Here is a 17,670-nt window from a genome sequence, read left to right as displayed (position 1 = left end):
CGCGCGCGTGTCCTACGGTCGGGCTCCCCGAGTCGAACGCTCAGGCGGAGGTCAGGGCGGCCAGTTCCGCGGCCACCTCGGCGGTGACGGCCGGTTCGGCGGCGGTGCGGTCGGTCGGGACCAGGCCGATCCGGGTGCGGCGGTCCAGGACGTCGTCGGCGGTCAGGGCGCCCTCGTGGCGCACGGCCCAGGCGACCTCGCCGACCTCGGCGACGTCGGGCGCCTCCGTGCCGTAGCGCGCGACCAGGTGAGGTGGCCCGGCGGCCGGGCCCGCGCCCACCAGGGGGATCCGCGCGGTGAGGGAGCGGGTCGTGGTGAGGGCGGTGGCGTCGACGGCTTTGGCGGCCATGCGGCGGTAGGTGGTGAGCTTGCCGCCCACGACCGTGGTCACCCCGTCCTTCGTCAGCACGGCGTGACCACGCGACAGCTCGGCGCTGGGGCCGTCGCCGGTGTCGAGGAGCGGCCGGAGACCGGCGAACGCCCCTTGGACGTCGGAACGGGTGAGTTCGCGCTCCAGGACCGACGAGGCGACCCCCAGCAGGAAGTCCACATCGGACTGCGGCACGGTGGGCACGTCCGGGATCGGGCCGTCCACCGGCTCGTCGGTCAGGCCCACGTACACGCGCCCGTCGCGTTGCGGCAGCACGAGCGCGAAGCGGTTGCGGGCGCCCGGGACCGGCACGGTCAGCGCCGTGGTCGCCAGGCCGACGGTGGCCGCGGACAGCACCAGGTGCGAGCCCCGGGACGGCCGCAGCCTCACGTCCGGCACCAGCTCGCCGGCCCACACGCCGGTGGCGTTCACCACCGCGCGCGCCTTGATGTGCAGTGACTCCCCGGTGAGCGTGTCGACCACGTCCGCGCCGCGCCCGGAGAGCGAGGTGGCACGGGCGCGGGTGACGATCCGGGCGCCGAAGCCGGCCGCGGTCCGGGCCAGGGCCACGACCAGCCGCGCGTCGTCGACCAGCTGGCCGTCGAAGCTCAGCAGGCCGCCGCGCAGGCCCGCCCGCCGCAGGCCGGGCGCCAGGGCCGACGCCTCGACGGCCGGCACCCGCCGCGGCGCCGGCAGCACGCGTGACGGTGTGCGGGCCAGCCGGCGCAGCACGTCGCCCGCACGCAGGCCGGCCATCACCACGGGGTCGTGCGCCTTGCCGTGCAACGGCACCAGCTGCGGCAGCGCCCGCACCAGGTGCGGCGCGGTGCGGGTCATCAGGATGCCCCGCTCCACCGCGCTCTCGTACGCCACGCCGACCTCGCCCTGCGCCAGGTAGCGCAGGCCGCCGTGGACCAGCTTGCTCGACCAGCGGGACGTGCCGAACGCCAGGTCGTGCGCCTCGACCAGGCACACAGACAGCCCGCGTGACGCCGCGTCCAAGGCGACACCCGCGCCGGTCACGCCACCGCCGATGACGAGCAGGTCGACGGGAGCGGACGCCAGGTGGTCCAGGTCCGCGCGCCGCCGCCCGGCGTTCAGGGAGGTGTTCACGACAGTGCCCCGTCCAGGTAGGCGGCCAGCTCGGCCAGCAGTTCCTCGAAGTCCAGGTCCGTGGTGGCCGGTCGGATCGAGAGCACCAGCGACTGCGTGGTCAGCAGCACGAGCCGGGCCTGGGCGGAGGTGGAGCCCGGCCGGATCGAGCCGTCCGCGTGACCCTCCTCGATCCGGCCGACCAGGAACGCCTCGACCAGCCGCTGCGTGCTGCCCAGCCGCTGCACGAGGTACGGCAGCATCAGCTCGGCGTCCAGGTCGAGCACCCGCCGCATCAACGGGTCGGCGGCCAGCAGCCGGATGCCCGCGATGGCCTGCGCCACGAGCCGCTGCCTGGCGTTGTCGCCGGTCACCTCGACGCGCTGGAGCAGGGCGGTGAACTCCCTGGTCATGAGGGTCCTGACCAGCGTGCCGACATCCGGGAACCGGCGGTAGAGGGTCATCCGGCTCACGCCGGCGCGCTTGGCGATGTCCGTCAGCGTGGTCCGGCGCACGCCGACCTCGACCACGCAGTCGCGGGCCGCGTCGAGGAGCGCGTCGTCACTGTGACGTTGAGACGTCATGTGTCACACTGTAGCGGTGACCGAGCGCATCGACCACACCCTCCGGGGCAGGTGGACCACGACCACGGGCTCGCTACCGCCGCACGCGGTGAAGTGGCTGCGGGAACGGACCGGGCTGGGCGACGTCCGCACGCCGGCCCGGCCGCCGGAGGTGCCCGAGTCCGCGTTGAGCGCCGCCGCGCGGGCCGCGCTGGGCGAGGTCGTCGGCCCCGGCCACGTGCGGGTGGACCGCGACTCCCGGCTGGGGCGGGCCGGCGGTTTGTCCTATGTGGACCTGTTGAGGCAGCGCGGTGACGGCGAGCTGCCCGTGCCGGACGGCGTGGTGCTGCCCGCGTCGCCCGAGCAGGTCGTCGAGGTGCTGGCGGTGTGCGTCGAGCACGACGTGGCGGTGGTGCCGTTCGGCGGTGGCACGTCCGTGGTCGGCGGGGTGAGCGCCCTGCGCGGGGACAAGGCGGCGGTGGTCGCGCTGGACCTGCACCGGCTGGACAAGCTGGTCGAGGTCGACCCGGTGTCCCGGTTGGCGGTGCTCCAGGCGGGGTTGCCCGCCCCTCAGGCGGAACGGTTGCTGGCCGCGCACGGGCTGACCATCGGGCACGTGCCGCAGTCCTACGAGCGGGCCACCATCGGCGGGTTCGCCGCGACCAGGTCGGCCGGTCAGGCGTCGTCCGGCTACGGCCGGTTCGAGGACATGGTGGAAGGCGTCCGGCTGGCCACGCCGGTGGGCGAGTGGCGGTTGGGCGGCGCGCCGGCGTCGGCCGCCGGGCCGGACCTGAAGCAGTTGGTGGTCGGCAGCGAGGGCGCCTTCGGGGTCATCACGGAGGTCGCGCTGCGGGTGCGCCGCCGGCCGGAGGTCGAGCGGTACGAGGGCTTCGTGGTGGACGGCTGGGAGCGCGGGTCGGCCGTGGTGCGGGAGTTGGCGCAGCGGCGGGTGCTCGCGGACGTGACGCGTCTGTCCGATGTGGACGAGACCGCGGTGTCACTGGCGTTGGGCGGTGGGTGGAAGGTCAACGCGCTCAAGGGTTACCTGAAGGCGCGGGGTGTGCGCGAGCCGTGCATGCTCGTCCTCGGTTGGCACGGCGCGTCGAAGCGGGAGGTCGGGCGGCGGAGGGCCGAGGCGCTGCGGGGTGTGAAGGCCCTGTCGTTGGGGAAGGTGCTCGGCGAGGCGTGGCGGCACGGGCGGTTCAACGGGCCGCGCCAGCGGGACGCGTTGATGGAGCTCGGGGTGTGCGTGGAGACGCTGGAGACGGCCACGCACTGGTCGAAGGTCTCGGAGCTGCGCGCCGCCGTGCGGGAGGCGTTGGTCGACGCGTTGGGCGACTGCGTGGTCATGTGCCACATCTCGCACGCGTACGAGACCGGCGCGTCGCTGTACTTCACGGCCCTGGCGGCCCGGGACGCGGCCGACCCGATCGGGCAGTGGCAGGTGGCGAAGGCCGCCGCGAGCGAGGCCATCACCGGGCTCGGCACGATCAGCCACCACCACGCGGTGGGCGCCGACCACGTCCCGTACCTGGAGGCCGAGATCGGCGGGCTCGGGCTGGACGTGCTGGCGTCGGTCAAGCGGACGCTCGACCCGACCGGCGTGCTCAACCCGGGCAAGCTCCTCGCTGGCGACTTCGGTGTCGCGGGGCTAGCGTCGCCTGGTGACCGGTGACCTGCTGATCCGCTCCGTGCGGCCGTGGCCGAACGCCCCGGGCGCACCCCTGGTCGACGTGCTCTGCGAGGACGGGCACGTCGTGGCGTTCGGTCGGGACGTCGGCCCGCCGCCCGGCGTCGAGGTGGTGGACGGCCGGGGCGGCGTGCTGCTGCCCGCGTTCACCGACGCGCACGCGCACCTCGACTCGACCCGGCTGGGGCTGCCGTTCCGCCCGCACAGCGCGGCCGACGGGCTCGCCGGGCTGATCGACAACGACCGGCGCAACTGGCGGTCCGCGGAGGCGTCCGTGGCCGAACGCGCCACCCACGCGCTCGGGCGGACGATCGCCTCCGGCGCGACGCACGTGCGCAGCCACGCCCAGGTGGACGTCGACTCGGGGCTGGAGAAGCTGGAGGGCGTGCTCGCCGCGCGGGAGGCGCACGCCGGGCGGGCGCACGTCGAGGTGGTGGCGTTCCCGCAGTGCGGCATCCTGCGCGAGAAGGGCACCGCCGAGCTGCTGGACGCGGCGCTGCGGGCGGGCGCGGACCTCGTCGGCGGGCTCGACCCGGCGGGCTACGACCGGGATCCGGTGCGGCACCTGGACGTCGTGTTCGGGCTGGCGGAGAAGCACCGGTGCGGGGTGGACGTGCACCTGCACGACGCCGGGTCGTTGGGCGCGTTCCAGGTGGAGTTGATATGCGAGCGGGTGAGCGCGCTCGGCATGCAGGGGCAGGTGACGATCAGCCACGCGTTCGCGCTGTCGAGCGTGGACGAGGGGCGGCGGGCGGAGCTGGTGGACCTGCTGGCCGAGCACGACGTCGCGGTGACGACCGTCGCGCCGGGCGTGCGGGAGCCGTTGCCGCTGCGGCAGTTGCGGTGGGCGGGGGTGCGGGTGGGGCTCGGGCAGGACGGTATCCGGGACTACTGGTCGCCCTACGGCAACGGCGACATGCTGGACCGGACGTGGCAGTTGGCCTACCGCAACGGGTTCCGGCGCGACGACCTGGTCGAGATGTGCGTCGACGTCGCCACGCGGGGTGGCGCGGCGGTGATGGGGAAGGTGCTGGGCCTCACGGAAGGCGCGCCGGCGGACCTGGTGGTCGTGCCCGGCGACACGGTGACGGCCGCCGTGATGGACCGCGCGCCGCGCACGCTCGTCGTGCACCGGGGCCGGGTGGTGGCGGCGGACGGCGAAGTCGTGTGAGGCCGGGACTGTCGGTGGTGGTCGGTAGCCTGCGCGCATGACCGAGGACATGTGGGACGGCTTCGTGGCCACCGCGCTGGTCGAGGTGCGCCGGCGGGCGGCGGTCGTCGGCGAGATCGCCGGGGTGGCGCCGATGGTGGTGGACGGCGCGGAGCGGTTCGCGTGGAACGACTCGGGCGGGCAGTCGGCCGTCTGGTACTTCACGCCCGACGGGCGCGCGCTGCTGCTGACGTTCGACCACGAGTCGGACCTCAACCTGTACGCGGAGGGCGACTACGCGCTCCAGGAGTCGCTCTACCGCGGTGTGCCCGAGGACCTGGTGCGCCTGGTGCGCGACCGCCCCGAGAACTACGAGTCGCTGAACCTCGTCGACGAGGCCACCGGGAGCACGATCCACTACGCCGGCGGCGTGTTCTGGTTCGACGGTGAGCGGTGGCGTGAGGCCGAGGGGTTCCTGGCGCACTGCGCGGCGGAGGGCTTGGCGCCGATGGTCGAGTCGGGGTTCGGGTACTGCCTGGAGCCGTACCTGTTCGGGCGGGAGTTCACCCCCGAGTCGGTGGTCGAGAGCCGGGCCGACTGGTACCACGACGAGGCCGAGCGGGCCGCCGCGCTGGTCGAGATCCGGGAGATCTTCGCCCGGCACGCGTGACGGCCCGTGGCCGCTACCGACCACCGCGCAGGCGCACCCGCCGGCGACGCGAGCGCATCGCCGGCGGTGTCCGACCACCGGTTTCCCTTACAGGGTCACGAGCGCCTTGCCGAGGTTCTCGCCGCGCAGCATGCCGATGAACGCCTCCGGCGCCCGGTCGAGGCCCTCGGTCACGGTCTCCCGGTAGCGCAGCTCGCCCGAGGCGATCCAGCCGCCGACCTCGCGCACGAACTGCTCGCGCAGGTGCTCGTGGTCCCAGATGATGAAGCCGCGCAAGGACAGGCGCTTGCCCACGGCGAGGCCGAGGTTGCGCGGGCCCGAGGGGGTGGTGGTGTTGTAGTTCGAGATCGAGCCGCAGATGGCCACCCGGCCGTAGTTGTTGAGCGAGGCGATCGCCGCCTCCAGGTGCTCGCCGCCGACGTTGTCGAAGTACACGTCGATGCCGTCCGGCGCGGCCTCGGCGAGCAGGTCGGCGACCGGCCCGTCCTTGTAGTCGAACGCCGCGTCGAAGCCCAGCTCGTCCACCAGGTACCGCACCTTCGCCTCGCTGCCCGCGCTGCCGATCACGCGCTTGGCGCCGCGCAACCGGGCCACCTGGCCCGCGACCTGGCCGACCGCGCCCGCCGCGCCGGAGACGAACACCACGTCGCCCTCCTTGAACGCGGCGACGTCCAGCAGGCCCGCGTACGCCGTCATGCCGGGCATCCCGAGCACGCCCAGGTACGCGCCGACGGGCGCGGCCTCCGGGTCCACCTTGGTCGCGTCGGCGGCGTCCACCGCGGCGTACTCGCGCCAGCCGAGGCCGTGCAGGACCGTGTCGCCGACCTCGAACCCGGGCGCGTTGGACGCCACGACCTCGCCGACCGCGCCGCCGGTCAGGGCCTCGCCGACCTCGTAGGGCTCCACGTAGGACTTGCCCGGGTTCATCCGGCCGCGCATGTACGGGTCCACGCTCATCACGAGGTTGCGGACCAGCAGCTGCCCGTCGGCGAGGTCCGGCAGGGGCACGTCGACCAGGTCGAAGTTCTCCCGGGTCGGGAAGCCTTCGGGGCGGGAGGCGAGGTGGATCTCGCGCGCGGTGCTCGGCAACGTCATACCGCGTGCAACAGCGCGGCGGCGCGGTGCTGTTCCGCCGGTCAGGTGTGACCTGGGTCCCGCAGCGCGGTCACGCTCCGGTAGGTGAAGCCGAGCCGTCGGTAGACCGCGATGGCGGCCTGGTTGGACGCGTCGACCATCAGCCCGCACGTGCCGTGCTCGGCCAGCAACGCGCTCACCACGAACGAGCAGACGTTCGTGGACAACGACTTGCCGCGGTGGTCGGGGTGGGTCGCCACGCCCGCGACGAAGCCGACCCGGGGCGAGGGCCAGGCGTCCGCCGCGACGGCGACCAGCACGTCGTCGACGTGGATGCCCGCCCAGCGCGACGGTCCCGGCTCGCGGGGGCGGACCCAGGAGTCGGGGTTCGCCTTGCGCAGCAGCGACTCGACGTCGTCCTCGTCCCGTCCGGTCAGCCAGCGGGCGCCGGGGCCGGGGTCGAGGGAGCCGGCGCGTTGCATCCAGCCGAACGTGCCGACGACCGGCCAGTCGAGCTCGTCGGCCACGGCGGTCGTCACCACGGGTCGCACGCCGGGGCGCGCGTGGGCGCGCAGGAGCGCCGCGACGTCGTCGGCCGGGCCGGTGAGCACGAGGCGGTCGAAGCGGTACAGCGCGGGCGCCAGGACGGCCACCGCCCCGCCGTGCGCCCACGCCGTGCCGCCGCGGCCGGGGAGGAGGCACTGCGCGGCCCACCAGGCGAGGGGGTCGGGGGTGGCGGCGGACACGTCGGCGGGGGTGGGCAGAACACGCATGACCGCATCATCACCCAAGAGCTACCCTCGCCCGCATGGACATCCGGCGGATCACGTCGTTGGCCGCGGTGATGGCCGCGGGGCACCTCTTCGACGACGTGCCGCGCGAGGACGCCACCCGTGCGTTCCTGGCGGACGACCGGCACCACCTGCTGATCGCCTACGTCGACGGCGAGCCGGCCGGGTTCGTGTCCGGCGTGGAGACCATCCACCCCGACAAGGGCGTGGAGATGTTCCTGTACGAGCTGGGCGTGGACGAGGCGCACCGGCGGCGCGGGATCGCGTCCGCGCTGGTCGAGCGGCTGATCGCGCTGGCGGGGGAACGCGGCTGCACCGGGGTGTGGACCGGCACCGAGAAGGACAACACCGCCGCCCTGGCCACCTACCGCCGTGCCGAGGCCGAGCTCGACTTCGACACGGTCGCCGTCTCCTGGGGCTTCTAGCGGGCCCCTAGCGGAACAGGGCGCGCTTCTGCAGCGACTCCTCCACCGCCCGGAACGCCAGGTCCAGCGCGGTGTTGTACTCGCGCTGGTCTCGCGGCGGGACCGACTCGTCCGGCGCGGGCACCGTGGTCATGGTGAACCACCGCTCGTCCCACAGCAGCCCGACCACGGCCTCCCAGTGCTCCGCGACGACCTGCTTGACCAGCTTCTCCTGGTCGATGGCCTCGGCCATCCGGTCCTGCGACTCGGCCAGCCGCTCCAGCAGCTGCCGCACCCGCGCCCGGTCGGCGGCGCGCAGCCGCTCGGCCGACTCGCCGGCCAGCGCGACGACCTCCCGGTACCGCTCGATCGCCGAGACCGCCTCGACCTCCGGCACGGCGGGCCCGCTGGTGCGCTGCGCGGGCACGACCGATGCGTGGCTGATCATGGTTCCTCCCCGGTGTCGAACGGGATGACGACCTGCGGCCGCGAGTGCTCGAACCGGTCGAAGAACAGGCCGCGCCGCGGTCGCGGTGACCACGCCATGACCTGCTCCGGTCCGAACGACAGCAGTTCCTTGCCCTGGATGTCGAACGCGATCCACGCGCCGATGTCGTCGTAGACGCCCGGCGACAGGCTGTTCTTCAGCCGCTGCGCGCCACGCCACCAGCCGAGCACGTGGGTGCGGTTCTCCGGCCCGTGCTTGAGCACGGTCCGCAGGCCGTCCACCCCCGAGGCCCGGGTCGTCGGGTCCTTCGCCTCCAAGAGGGTGTGCGCCGCGTCCACCGCGTAAACCACCAGATAGTGCGGCGACAGCGGCGCGCCCGTCTCGCCCGTCATGCTCGCGGTGATCCGGGCCGCCGTGTCGTCCACGTGCTTGCGGATGCTGTCCAGGCCGACCAGTTCCACCGCGTGGCCCGCGTCGCTCAACTGCTTGTGCAGGCGTTCCGCGTGCGGCCAGGCGTCCTCGGCCAGGCACGCCAGGGTGAACTGGGCGTCACCGGGCTGGTGCTGGCGGGCCAGCGACAGCGCCGCGCCGCCCAGCACGCCCGCCGCGTCGTCGGCCAGCGAGCCGAGCACCGCGATGTTGCGGCCCGGCGTGCGGGCGAACCGCACCTTCGCCGCGCTGCCCGCCACGTCGATCACCTGGCCCAGCAGCACGGTGGGGCTGCCGCCGTCGACCGGCCGCAGCGCCCGGAAGTCCGGCAGCGCCCGCAACGCGGGCACCTTGCTGCCGTCGAACAGGATCGGCTCGGCCAGGTCCGCCGGGCGCCGCCGGTGCAGTTCGGCCTGCAAGGCGTCGAACGTGCCCTTGGCCGTGGCGTCGGGGATGCGCGCGACCTCGTTGCCCGGCCGCACGCCCGACTCGTGGTTGACCACGGCGTGCCAGCGCGGCAGCTCCACCGCGGCGTCGTTCTGCGGCTCGGCCAGCACCCGCCGCGCCTTGGGCAGCGCGACGCGCACGGTGAACTGCTCGAAGATCGCCGACTTGCCCCAGAAGCCCTCGATGCCGGACACGTCCTGGCTGGAGAGCACCAGGTGGATGCCCTGCGACCGGCCGCGCCGGGCCACGTCCTCCAGCAGCTGGGTCGCCTGCGCGGTGACCTGGTCGCGTTCGCCGAACAGGTACTGGAACTCGTCGATCACCGCCACGATCCGCGGCCAGTGGCCGAGCGGGTCCTCCTCGCGCAGCTGCTCCAGCTTGGTGACCTCGTGCTGCTTGGCCGCGTCCGCGCGCCTGCGCATCTCGTCGGCCAGGAACGCCAGCAGCGCCACGCCGAACTCGCGGTCGGTGTTGACGTTCACCCCGACCAGCCGCGCGTGCGGCAGCCAGGTCGGGTCCTTGCGGCCCGGCGCGAACTGCGCGAACGACACGCCCTCCTTGAAGTCCAGCAGGTACAGCTCCAGCTCGTCCGGCGCGTACCGGGCGGCGAGGCTGCCGAGCATGGCGTAGAGGAAGTTCGTCTTGCCCGAGCCGCTGGGACCGCCGATCAACGCGTGCGGCGACGTGTCGCCCAGCCCGACGTGGACCGGCTCGCCCTCCAGGAACCCGACCGGCGCGAGCACGCCCGCCGACGAGTCCTCCCGCCAGAAGTGCTCCGGCAGCAGGTCGGCGAACGTGCTGAGCCGGTTGCGGCGCTCCTCCCGCTTGTCCGCGATCGCCGCGCACGCGCGGGGCACCTGCGCGCGGGGCAGCGGCGGGTCGAGCGCGACGGTCACGTGCTTGCCGGTCATCGTGCACGTCGCGGACTGGTCGGCGGCGATCGTGACGGTCTCGATCGGCGAGTTGACCGTGACCGGGATGTCGACGATGAACAGCTGGATGCCGGCCGCCAGACCGTTGCGCGCCACCCGTTGCAGCTGCTGCTGGTGCTCTTCCCGCAACGGCTGCCGGTTGCCGAACAGCACCGCCAGCCGCCACGGCTCGGTGCGCCGCCCGCCGACCGCCCGCACCGACTGGTGGCCCTCGGTCAGCACGCCGGTGTGCACGCGGCGGATGTGGTCGGACAGCTCGTCGAGCAGCTCGTGCAGCCGCGCGGGGTCGTGCACGGTCAGCAGGCCCGCCCTGGTCAGCGGGTACAGGCCGGGCAGCGCGCCGGTGAGCTGGCCGACGTCCCACACGTGCACGTGCACCAGGCCCGGCTGGAAGTGGCTGAGCACCCGCAGCAGCAGCGACTCCACCAGCGCCTCGGCCGCGGCCCGGCTCTCGTGGGTGGAGGAGACGTGCAGGTGCGAGTGGTCCAGCAGCGGCACCGCCACCGGGAACCGCTGCGGCTCGGGCGCGCCGCGCACCACGCCGGTGCCGATGCGCCACAGCTCCGGCACGCCGTCGCCGCCGTCGGCGGTGCCCGGTGTGCCGAGCCACGTCTCGGGCGGCCACGACGCCGGGCCCGCCGCCGCCGCGTCGACCAGCGCGGTCAGCTGGTCGGGCCCGCGTTCGGACCACTCGCGGAACGCCTCGACCCGGTCGATCAACGCCCTCGCCAGCTGCTGCTCGAACAGCGGGTTGGCCAGCGCGTCGGCCAGCAGCGGGTCGGCCAGCGCCCGGTCGACGCCGTCGCCGCGCAGGATCACCTCGAACATGTCGCGGGCGCGTTCGTCGGCGAGGAGGCGGTGTTCGCGCGAGGCGTTGCCCAGCGCCGCGGCGACCGCCCGGCGGAACTCCTCGAAGGAGCTCTCGATCCTCCTGCGGCGCTCGTCACGCCTGCTCACGTCACAGCTCCACGGCTAGGCGTTGGACCAGTTCCAGGCTGCCGACGATCAGCTCCAGCTCGTCGGCGAACTTCTCGCCCGCCGCCACGAACCCGGCGGGCACCAGGGACTCGTGGTGGTCGGCGCTCGCCTCGAGCAGGATGTCGACGGCCTCGTCCAACGCGTTCTGGGCCTCCCGAACGCTGCGGTAGGCGTCCCTGAGGAACTCGCAGCTCTGCTCGAGAGCGAGCTTGATCTCGCCTACCGAGGTCACGTCACAACCTGGAATTGATGCTCTCGGCCTGGGTGATCCCGGCGCCGAGGTGCTTCTGCAGGTCGGTGACGCCGCTGACCACCTCGGCGAAGCGCGCGTTCGCCTGCTCCACGTCGGCCTGGACGCTGCCCTGGGTGGCCGTGCTGAGCAGCGCCTGCGCGTCCTCGGCCAGGTCGGCGGCCTGTTGCAGGGCGTTCACGCTCTGGCCCGCCTTCTCGACGGCCTGTGCAATCGCGTTGCGGACCTCTTCGATGCTGGCCATGTCGGATCCCGACCCCTCCTGGCGAAACTGCTCGAGTTCCTATAGTTGAAAGTAGTACCTAAAGTTTCACGATTCACAAGCAAGATCGGCTGACCGGGTGGCCTTCGAAATCCACTCGATCGGGTCAGCGAAGTGGATCTCAGTCGGGCACCGTCCACACGAATGCCGAGTCCGGTGTCGCTGTCAGTTCCAACGCGGTGATCCCCGCCCGCGGCGCCGGCGCGGCCGACCAGCGGATCGACCCGGACCCGTCGGACCACTCGACCTCGGACCACCCCGAACGGCCCAGCGACGCCACCGCGTCGTGTAGCGCGACCGTGGGCGAATTAACGCTTGAGCCGAGGTCGATGTGCACGCTCAGTAGGTGCCCGTGGGGAGCCACTCGGGTGATCTTGCCACTGCGCGCGACCCGACTCGCTACCGCCCGCGCTTGCCATTCGGCTCCCGCGGACCGGTCGGTGGCCACGTCGACCCGCAACGACAGCCGCGAACCCGCCCGCGGCGGCGCCGCGCTCACCCGTTCAGGCGCGGGCGGTTCGTCCGGTCGCCCCCGGTCGGCCACGGGCTGGTGCTGCTGGGGATCGCCACCGGCCCACGCCTCCACCAGCAACCGCTCCGCGCCCGGCACCAGGCCGTCGAGCAGCGCCGGGTCGTCCAGCACCGTCCACGCCGTCGGCGGCTCGCAGGCCACCCGCGGCGTGGGGAACTCGTCGCCGAGCTGCCGGACGAACGTGCGCACCGCGCGGGCCAGCGCGCCGGCCACGTTCTGCGTCGCCCGCTCGCCGCTGACCCGGCTGATCGTCACCGACCAGCAGCCCGGTTCCTCGTCGGAGCAGTCGAAGGCCCGCACGACCCGCCCGCCGACCTGGCGCAGCAGTGCGGAGCAGGCGGCGCGCGCCTGCTGCTCGTCGTCGGCCGCCACCACCGCGGTGATCAGCAGCTCCAGGTCTTCACCAACCATCTCGCCGCAAATTGTCCATGACACGCGTGTGGCGCGTGAGGGTGCCACTGATGTCACCCATAAGCAGGGACTTGCGCCCACCCCTCGTGATGTCCGCTGATCAGGCCGTTTTGGCCGGTCTAACCCCCGTTCACACGATGCGGTCGGCGATGTCCGGTGACCTCCCGTGCGAGGTAACGATGTGAGCGCATGGCCATCTACGCCAAGGAGGTTCCACCATGCGCAGCATCATCCGACTGGTCGCCGCAGGCGCCCTCGCCCTGCCGATCATCATCGGTGCCTCGGGCATCGCGTCCGCCGACGTCGAGTTCGACCAGGACAACGCATCCGCCACCGCGGACGGCGCCACCCTCCACGAGTTGGCGTCCGGCGCCGACGGCGAGGGCGGTTCGTACTTCTACGAGGCCTACGAGGTCGCCGGCCCGTACGGTGCGGGTTCGTTCCACGTGCTGGCGTGGACTTGGCACGGCAACGCCGGCTACCACGACGGATATGCCTGGTCCAGCCCCTATGGCGCGTGGACGGGGTCGACATCGGCCCATGCCGACGATGACCACCACCACCACCACGACGACTGATCCGCGGTGAGGTAGGGCGGTGCCCGTCGGCCGCCCGCCTGCTTCGGGTCGGTTGACCCGGAGCGCGTTCCGGCTTGTCGAGCGCGCTCATGACGATCACCTGCTGGGCAAGGTCGCGCTGGTGACCGGAGCCTCGTCGGGCATCGGAGAGGCGACCGCCGCGGCGTCGGCCCGCAAAGGGGCCGCGCCGCGGTGATCGCCGCCCGGCGCGTGGCGCCGCTCGAGGCGTTGGTGGGACGCCGCTCGGTCTGACCGGCTCCAGGCGGACGTCGCGAACGCGGTGCGGTACCCCGTGACCCGGCCTGAGCACGTGGCGGGCAACGAGGTCCTGGTGCGGCCGAACGACCAGTGGTGTCGAGCGCCGCGGCGGGCGCGGCCGGCGTGGTCAGCCCAGCCGGAGCACCCGGCGCACGAACGCCACCACGTCCGCCAAGACCTCGTCGGAGTTGACCTCGTTGAACACCTCGTGCCGCGCGCCGGGGTAGACGCGCTCCTCGAACAGCAGGCCGCGCAACCGGTCGGTGCCGGTGCGCGTGTCCGCCGCCGGCACCCACTCGTCGGCGTCGCCGTGCAGCCACAGCGTCGGCAGCTGCTCCAGCGAGGGCCCGTAGTTCACCTCGTCCAGCGCGCGCTCCAACGCCTCCAAGGACTCCCGCCGGTACGGCCCGTGCCACACCAGCGGATCGGACGCGTACCGCTTGCCGACCTCCGGGTCGCGCGACAGCAGCTCCGGGTCCAGCGGCGCGCCGGTGTCGTCGGACCCGAGCCGGTCCAGCCCCTCCCACGTGCCGAGCACGGGCGCCGACAGCACCAGCGCCGCCAACGGGTTCGACTGGGCGTACCGGGCCGCGACCAGGCCGCCCTCGGCGTGCCCGACCAGCACGGTGGGCAGGTCGGACGCCGCCGAGCTTACCGTGGCGCCCAGGTCGGCCACCACGCCGTCGTAGTCGTCGATCACCGCCCGCTCGCCATCGGACCGGCCGTGCCCGACGAGGTCCGACGCCACCACCAACGCGCCCGCGTCCACCAGCGCCTCGGCGACGTGCGCGTATCTGCCGCTGTGCTCGCCGTAGCCGTGCACGAGGACGGCGAGCCAGGTGGCGTCCAGGTTGGGCCAGGTGCGGACCGCGAGCTCGCCGGCGTGGCCGGGGACGTTGGACTCGATCACCTAGGCAGCGTAGAACGCGCTGATCTCGATCTTCCCCCCGGCGCACACCGGACCCAGGCCCCACTGCAGGCTCATCGGCTCGGTCTCGTCGGGCGGGATCGCCGCCGCCCGCGGCGCCTCCGCCTGGCACGGCCGGTCGACCGGCTCGGCGCCGCTGGGCACGACCGTCCAGTGCAGGTTCGCCGCCGCCGCCTCGCCGGGCGCGAGCAGCACGGGCGAGGGAGCGGGATCCGGCGTCCGCTGGAGGTCGGTGGGCAGGGGGTTGCCCGCCGCGTCCAACAACTGCAACCCGCTGTACCCCTTGATCGTGCACGGCGACGAGCTGTTGTTGGTCACCACGAGCTTCGCGTACCGGTTCCCCGCGCCCGCCTCGGTCGACTCCACGGCGCCCGCCAGCACGTCCGCGGTGCAGCGGCCGGACGCGGGCGCGGACGCCTCGGACGTCACCGGCGCCGAAGAGGGGGGAACCGGCGGCGCCTCCGAGGACGTCTGCGATTCCACCACGATGGTCGACTGCTCGGCCGCTTGCCGGGGAGTCCCGCACGCCGCAAGCGCGACCGCGAGGGCGCCGAGCGCCACGAGTCGCCTCATGTCCACCTCCTGGCTAGGGAACGGGTCCTTAACAACAGGACGTACCCCACCGCCGGACGGTTGGGTGGATCGGCCAGGAATTCACTGGATCGGGCGCATCATTGACGCCTACCCACCCGCGACGGGCCGGATCAGGCCGGATCGACCTCTCCGCCCCGGGCCGCCCACCCGCCGGGCAGCACCGGCAGGTCGCCCGCGCCGGCGGTCCACACGTACGTCCAGCAGACCCGCCCGTCGGGCAACGTCACCCGCACCCGCCGGTACTCGTCGCCCTCGTACTCGTCCAGCACCGGCAGCGCGTCCTCCGGCCGTTCGAGCCGCAGCACGTGCCCCGGCACGCCGGGCCCGTCGCCGGGCCGCAGCGCCGGATAACCCCGACCGGTGTCGTGCAGCGTCCCCGGCAGCGTCGCGGCCACCGGGTCGCCGTCCACGAACGGCTCCACGAGGCGCCACGCGCTCATCCCCGGCTGGAGCGTGCCGTACACGAACAACCGGTCCGGCCAGTCGTTCGGCGACGGATCGCCGTGCACCGGCGTCACGTCCAGCCCGTCCCCGTCCGCCGGCCGACCGCCGAGCCTGCGCGCCGCCTGCTGGTCCACGTCGGCGCAGCGCACCGCCCGGCCGTTGACCAGCAGCGGCATCCGCCTCGTCCCCGCGCCGGTGTAGGCGAGCACCGAGTCCACCACGCCACCGTTGAACAGCGTCACGCGACCGGTGTGCACGCGCACCAACCGGTACCGCAGCCCTCGCCCCTCGCAGCGGTCCAGCACGCGCAACTGCTCCGCGGTGGCGAACCACACCGCGTGCTCCTCCTCGACGCCCGGCGCGGCGGCGAGCGTCGCCGGTCGCTGGGCGTCGGTCTTGCGCAACCCCGCGGCCCACACGGCGGCGAGCCCGTCGCACCGGGCCCTGAGCACGACCGCCGGGCCGGTCAACCCCAGTTCCTCGCGCAGCCACGTCACCTTGGCCGGGTTGGCGTTGGAGCCGTAGGCCAACACCGGCATCCGGCCCGCGAGCGGCGGCTCGCCGTGCACCGCGAGCCAGTCGTCCAGGTCCTGCCCGTCCGGGGCGACCCGCCACCCGGAATCGGCGCCGGGATCGGGCGTGACCGGCCAGCCGGCGCCGTCGAGGTGCACGAAGCAGTGTCCCGGCCGAGCTCCCGGATAGGGCTCGGCCGGGTGACTATCGTCCGTGAAGGGCTGCGTCATGGTTCCCATTCTGGCAAACCACACCGCGAATTCACCGGTTGTTGTTTTTCGCTCGGCCTCAGACATCGGACCTTTTTGCGCTATTGATCTCCGATGACGGAGGGCTGTGCCAGGGGTCTGGCCGGCAGGTCGGAGGTGTGGACGTGACCTGTCACACGTTCTCGGACCGCCGCGCGTCGTACTCCTCCTGCGCCGCCAGGAAGTTCGGCAGGTTCTCCTCGATCCAGCCGAACAGCTCGCTGATCTGCTTCGCGGCGTGGGCGCCCAGCGGCGTGAGGGAGTAGTCCACCCTCGGCGGGATCACGGGGTGGACCTCGCGGTGCACCAACCCGTCGCGCTCCAGCGCCTGCAACGTCTGCGCGAGCATCTTCTCGCTGATCCCGGTCACCGCCCGGCGCAACTCGCTGAACCTCTTCGTGCCGCCGCCGTCGTCCAGGAGCTTGCCCAGCACCAGGCTGCCCCACCGCCCGGTGGCGTGGTTCGCGATCACCCGGGTAGGGCAGTTGTGGTCGTATACGTCACCACGCAGCTCCATGGCACTCACTCTACCTGCGTACTTTCCCGCTCGTAAGTACCACACCTTCAGGTAGGTACTTACGAATAGTTAGCACCTCGACCTAGCGTGGTCCCCATGACGACCTTGATCACCGGCGCGACCGGCCACCTCGGCTCCCTGATCCTCGAGCACGCCCGCACCCGCCTCCCGGCCGACCGGCTCGCCGTCTCCGTGCGCGACCCGGAGAAGGCCGAGGGCCTCGGCGTCGAGGTCCGGCCGGGCGACTTCGACGGGCCCCTCGCCGACACGTTCGCGGGCGTCGAGACGCTGCTGCTGGTGTCGGTGGACGGTCCGGACGAGATCCGCGTGCAGCGGCACCTGAAGGCCGTCCGGGCCGCCGTCGACGCCGGTGTGCGGCACATCGTCTACACGTCCGTCACCGACGCGGACACCTCGCCGCTCGGCTTGGCGAAGGTGCACAAGGCGACCGAGGAGGCGATCCGCGCGACCGGCATCCCGTTCACCTTCCTGCGCAACGGGATGTACCACGAGAACTACCTGCCCCACGCGCCCGGCCCGATCGTCAGCGCCACGGGTGAGGGCCGCATCGCCAGCGCGTCGCGGAACGACCTGGCGCTGGCCGCCGCCGTGGTGCTCAGCACGCCCGGCCACGAGAACGCGGTCTACGAGCTGACCGGCCCGCGGGCGTGGAGCTTCGACGAGCTGGCCGCGCTGGCGGGGACGACCCACGAGAAGGTGAGCGCGCCCGATCGCGTCGCCGCGCTGAAGGGCTACGGCCTGCCGGACTTCGTCGCCGAACTGCTGGCCGACATCGAGGTCAACATCAGCCGCGGCGTGCTCGCCGACGTCCGCCCCGACCTGGAGAAGCTGATCGGCCGAACCCCCACCACCATCGAGGACGCCGTCCGCGCCTGACCGACCGGGCCCAGCAGACCTGGGCCCGGCCGACCCGGGGCCGGCCTCGCCCGCGTCCAGCCGACCCGGGCAAGGCCGGCCCGGCGTTCCAGCCGACCGGGCCCGGCCTAGCGCCTGTTTCACAAGTCTCGTTCGATGAGAGTCGCGCCTGAGGTGGTTCCCGGCGGTGCGGCCGAATGGGCCGCATACCGCTGTTGTAT

Annotated in this window: 19 protein-coding genes; 6 read left to right on the top strand and 13 right to left on the bottom strand. The window is 73.2% G+C overall.

The genetic code is table 11. The annotated features are described in order from the left end of the window. Positions 1 to 40: 40 nt before the first annotated feature. On the bottom strand, positions 41 to 1,483 hold the full coding sequence (locus AB0I91_RS40140; RefSeq protein WP_499641602.1) for a glycerol-3-phosphate dehydrogenase/oxidase: 1,443 nt from the start codon (positions 1,481 to 1,483) through the stop codon (positions 41 to 43). Next, positions 1,480 to 2,046, bottom strand: coding sequence for a TetR/AcrR family transcriptional regulator (locus AB0I91_RS40135; protein WP_498784939.1), 567 nt, complete (start codon positions 2,044 to 2,046; stop codon positions 1,480 to 1,482). The genes AB0I91_RS40140 and AB0I91_RS40135 overlap by 4 nt, the downstream gene beginning before the upstream one ends. Before the next feature lie 16 nt (positions 2,047 to 2,062). Here AB0I91_RS40135 and AB0I91_RS40130 point away from each other — a divergent pair, with 16 nt between their 5' ends. Genes AB0I91_RS40130 through AB0I91_RS40120 form a run of 3 tightly spaced genes read left to right on the top strand, consistent with a single transcriptional unit; the run spans position 2,063 to position 5,535 of the window. Continuing rightward, a complete protein-coding gene (locus AB0I91_RS40130; RefSeq protein WP_499641600.1) occupies positions 2,063 to 3,700 on the top strand; it encodes an FAD-binding oxidoreductase in 1,638 nt (545 codons plus the stop codon). After that, a complete protein-coding gene (locus AB0I91_RS40125; RefSeq protein WP_499641598.1) occupies positions 3,690 to 4,886 on the top strand; it encodes an amidohydrolase in 1,197 nt (398 codons plus the stop codon). The genes AB0I91_RS40130 and AB0I91_RS40125 overlap by 11 nt, the downstream gene beginning before the upstream one ends. A gap of 37 nt (positions 4,887 to 4,923) precedes the next feature. Continuing rightward, positions 4,924 to 5,535, top strand: a complete 612-nt coding sequence (locus tag AB0I91_RS40120; protein ID WP_498784945.1) for a hypothetical protein — start codon at positions 4,924 to 4,926, stop codon at positions 5,533 to 5,535. Between the two features lie 87 nt (positions 5,536 to 5,622). Here AB0I91_RS40120 and AB0I91_RS40115 read toward each other — a convergent pair whose 3' ends face one another. After that, the gene (locus tag AB0I91_RS40115) at positions 5,623 to 6,630 is read right to left on the bottom strand and encodes an NADP-dependent oxidoreductase (protein WP_498784947.1); all 1,008 of its coding nucleotides are present in this window, start codon (positions 6,628 to 6,630) and stop codon (positions 5,623 to 5,625) included. A 41-nt stretch (positions 6,631 to 6,671) separates the two neighbouring features. Beyond that, the gene (locus AB0I91_RS40110) at positions 6,672 to 7,382 is read right to left on the bottom strand and encodes a GNAT family N-acetyltransferase (protein WP_498784949.1); all 711 of its coding nucleotides are present in this window, start codon (positions 7,380 to 7,382) and stop codon (positions 6,672 to 6,674) included. Between the two features lie 35 nt (positions 7,383 to 7,417). Between AB0I91_RS40110 and AB0I91_RS40105 the strand changes: the two genes are divergently transcribed. Next, complete coding sequence (locus tag AB0I91_RS40105; protein ID WP_498784951.1) at positions 7,418 to 7,825, top strand: GNAT family N-acetyltransferase; 408 nt, start codon at positions 7,418 to 7,420, stop codon at positions 7,823 to 7,825. 7 nt (positions 7,826 to 7,832) lie between these two features. Here AB0I91_RS40105 and AB0I91_RS40100 read toward each other — a convergent pair whose 3' ends face one another. The 5 genes from AB0I91_RS40100 to AB0I91_RS40080 form a co-directional block, all read right to left on the bottom strand. After that, on the bottom strand, positions 7,833 to 8,252 hold the full coding sequence (locus tag AB0I91_RS40100) for a hypothetical protein (protein WP_499641596.1): 420 nt from the start codon (positions 8,250 to 8,252) through the stop codon (positions 7,833 to 7,835). After that, the gene (locus AB0I91_RS40095; protein WP_499641594.1) at positions 8,249 to 11,017 is read right to left on the bottom strand and encodes an FtsK/SpoIIIE domain-containing protein; all 2,769 of its coding nucleotides are present in this window, start codon (positions 11,015 to 11,017) and stop codon (positions 8,249 to 8,251) included. Before AB0I91_RS40095 ends, AB0I91_RS40100 begins: the two co-directional genes overlap by 4 nt. Before the next feature lies 1 nt (position 11,018). Then, on the bottom strand, positions 11,019 to 11,270 hold the full coding sequence (locus tag AB0I91_RS40090) for a hypothetical protein (RefSeq protein ID WP_498784957.1): 252 nt from the start codon (positions 11,268 to 11,270) through the stop codon (positions 11,019 to 11,021). 1 nt (position 11,271) lies between these two features. After that, on the bottom strand, positions 11,272 to 11,532 hold the full coding sequence (locus tag AB0I91_RS40085; RefSeq protein ID WP_498784959.1) for a hypothetical protein: 261 nt from the start codon (positions 11,530 to 11,532) through the stop codon (positions 11,272 to 11,274). 139 nt (positions 11,533 to 11,671) lie between these two features. Further along, on the bottom strand, positions 11,672 to 12,493 hold the full coding sequence (locus tag AB0I91_RS40080; protein WP_499615989.1) for a hypothetical protein: 822 nt from the start codon (positions 12,491 to 12,493) through the stop codon (positions 11,672 to 11,674). A 218-nt stretch (positions 12,494 to 12,711) separates the two neighbouring features. Here AB0I91_RS40080 and AB0I91_RS40075 point away from each other — a divergent pair, with 218 nt between their 5' ends. Further along, positions 12,712 to 13,071 (top strand): hypothetical protein, encoded by a 360-nt coding sequence (locus AB0I91_RS40075; protein WP_499641592.1) that lies wholly within the window; start codon positions 12,712 to 12,714, stop codon positions 13,069 to 13,071. A gap of 385 nt (positions 13,072 to 13,456) precedes the next feature. Here AB0I91_RS40075 and AB0I91_RS40070 read toward each other — a convergent pair whose 3' ends face one another. From AB0I91_RS40070 to AB0I91_RS40055, 4 genes are all read right to left on the bottom strand, one after another. Beyond that, the gene (locus tag AB0I91_RS40070; RefSeq protein ID WP_499641590.1) at positions 13,457 to 14,239 is read right to left on the bottom strand and encodes an alpha/beta fold hydrolase; all 783 of its coding nucleotides are present in this window, start codon (positions 14,237 to 14,239) and stop codon (positions 13,457 to 13,459) included. After that, positions 14,240 to 14,830: a DUF4232 domain-containing protein gene (locus AB0I91_RS40065; protein WP_499641588.1), complete on the bottom strand. Its 591-nt coding sequence runs from the start codon at positions 14,828 to 14,830 to the stop codon at positions 14,240 to 14,242. Between the two features lie 131 nt (positions 14,831 to 14,961). After that, the gene (locus AB0I91_RS40060) at positions 14,962 to 15,966 is read right to left on the bottom strand and encodes a gamma-glutamylcyclotransferase family protein (RefSeq protein ID WP_499641586.1); all 1,005 of its coding nucleotides are present in this window, start codon (positions 15,964 to 15,966) and stop codon (positions 14,962 to 14,964) included. Positions 15,967 to 16,189: 223 nt separating this feature from the next. Further along, on the bottom strand, positions 16,190 to 16,573 hold the full coding sequence (locus tag AB0I91_RS40055) for a winged helix-turn-helix transcriptional regulator (protein ID WP_499615995.1): 384 nt from the start codon (positions 16,571 to 16,573) through the stop codon (positions 16,190 to 16,192). 96 nt (positions 16,574 to 16,669) lie between these two features. On the opposite strand from AB0I91_RS40055, the gene AB0I91_RS40050 reads away from it, so the two are divergent. After that, positions 16,670 to 17,470 (top strand): SDR family oxidoreductase, encoded by an 801-nt coding sequence (locus AB0I91_RS40050; protein ID WP_498784973.1) that lies wholly within the window; start codon positions 16,670 to 16,672, stop codon positions 17,468 to 17,470. Positions 17,471 to 17,670 lie beyond the last annotated feature (200 nt).

It is taken from the genome of Actinosynnema sp. NPDC049800, from assembly GCF_040656635.1.
Lineage (GTDB): Bacteria > Actinomycetota > Actinomycetes > Mycobacteriales > Pseudonocardiaceae > Actinosynnema.
This window is presented reverse-complemented; position numbering and strand designations above follow the sequence as displayed.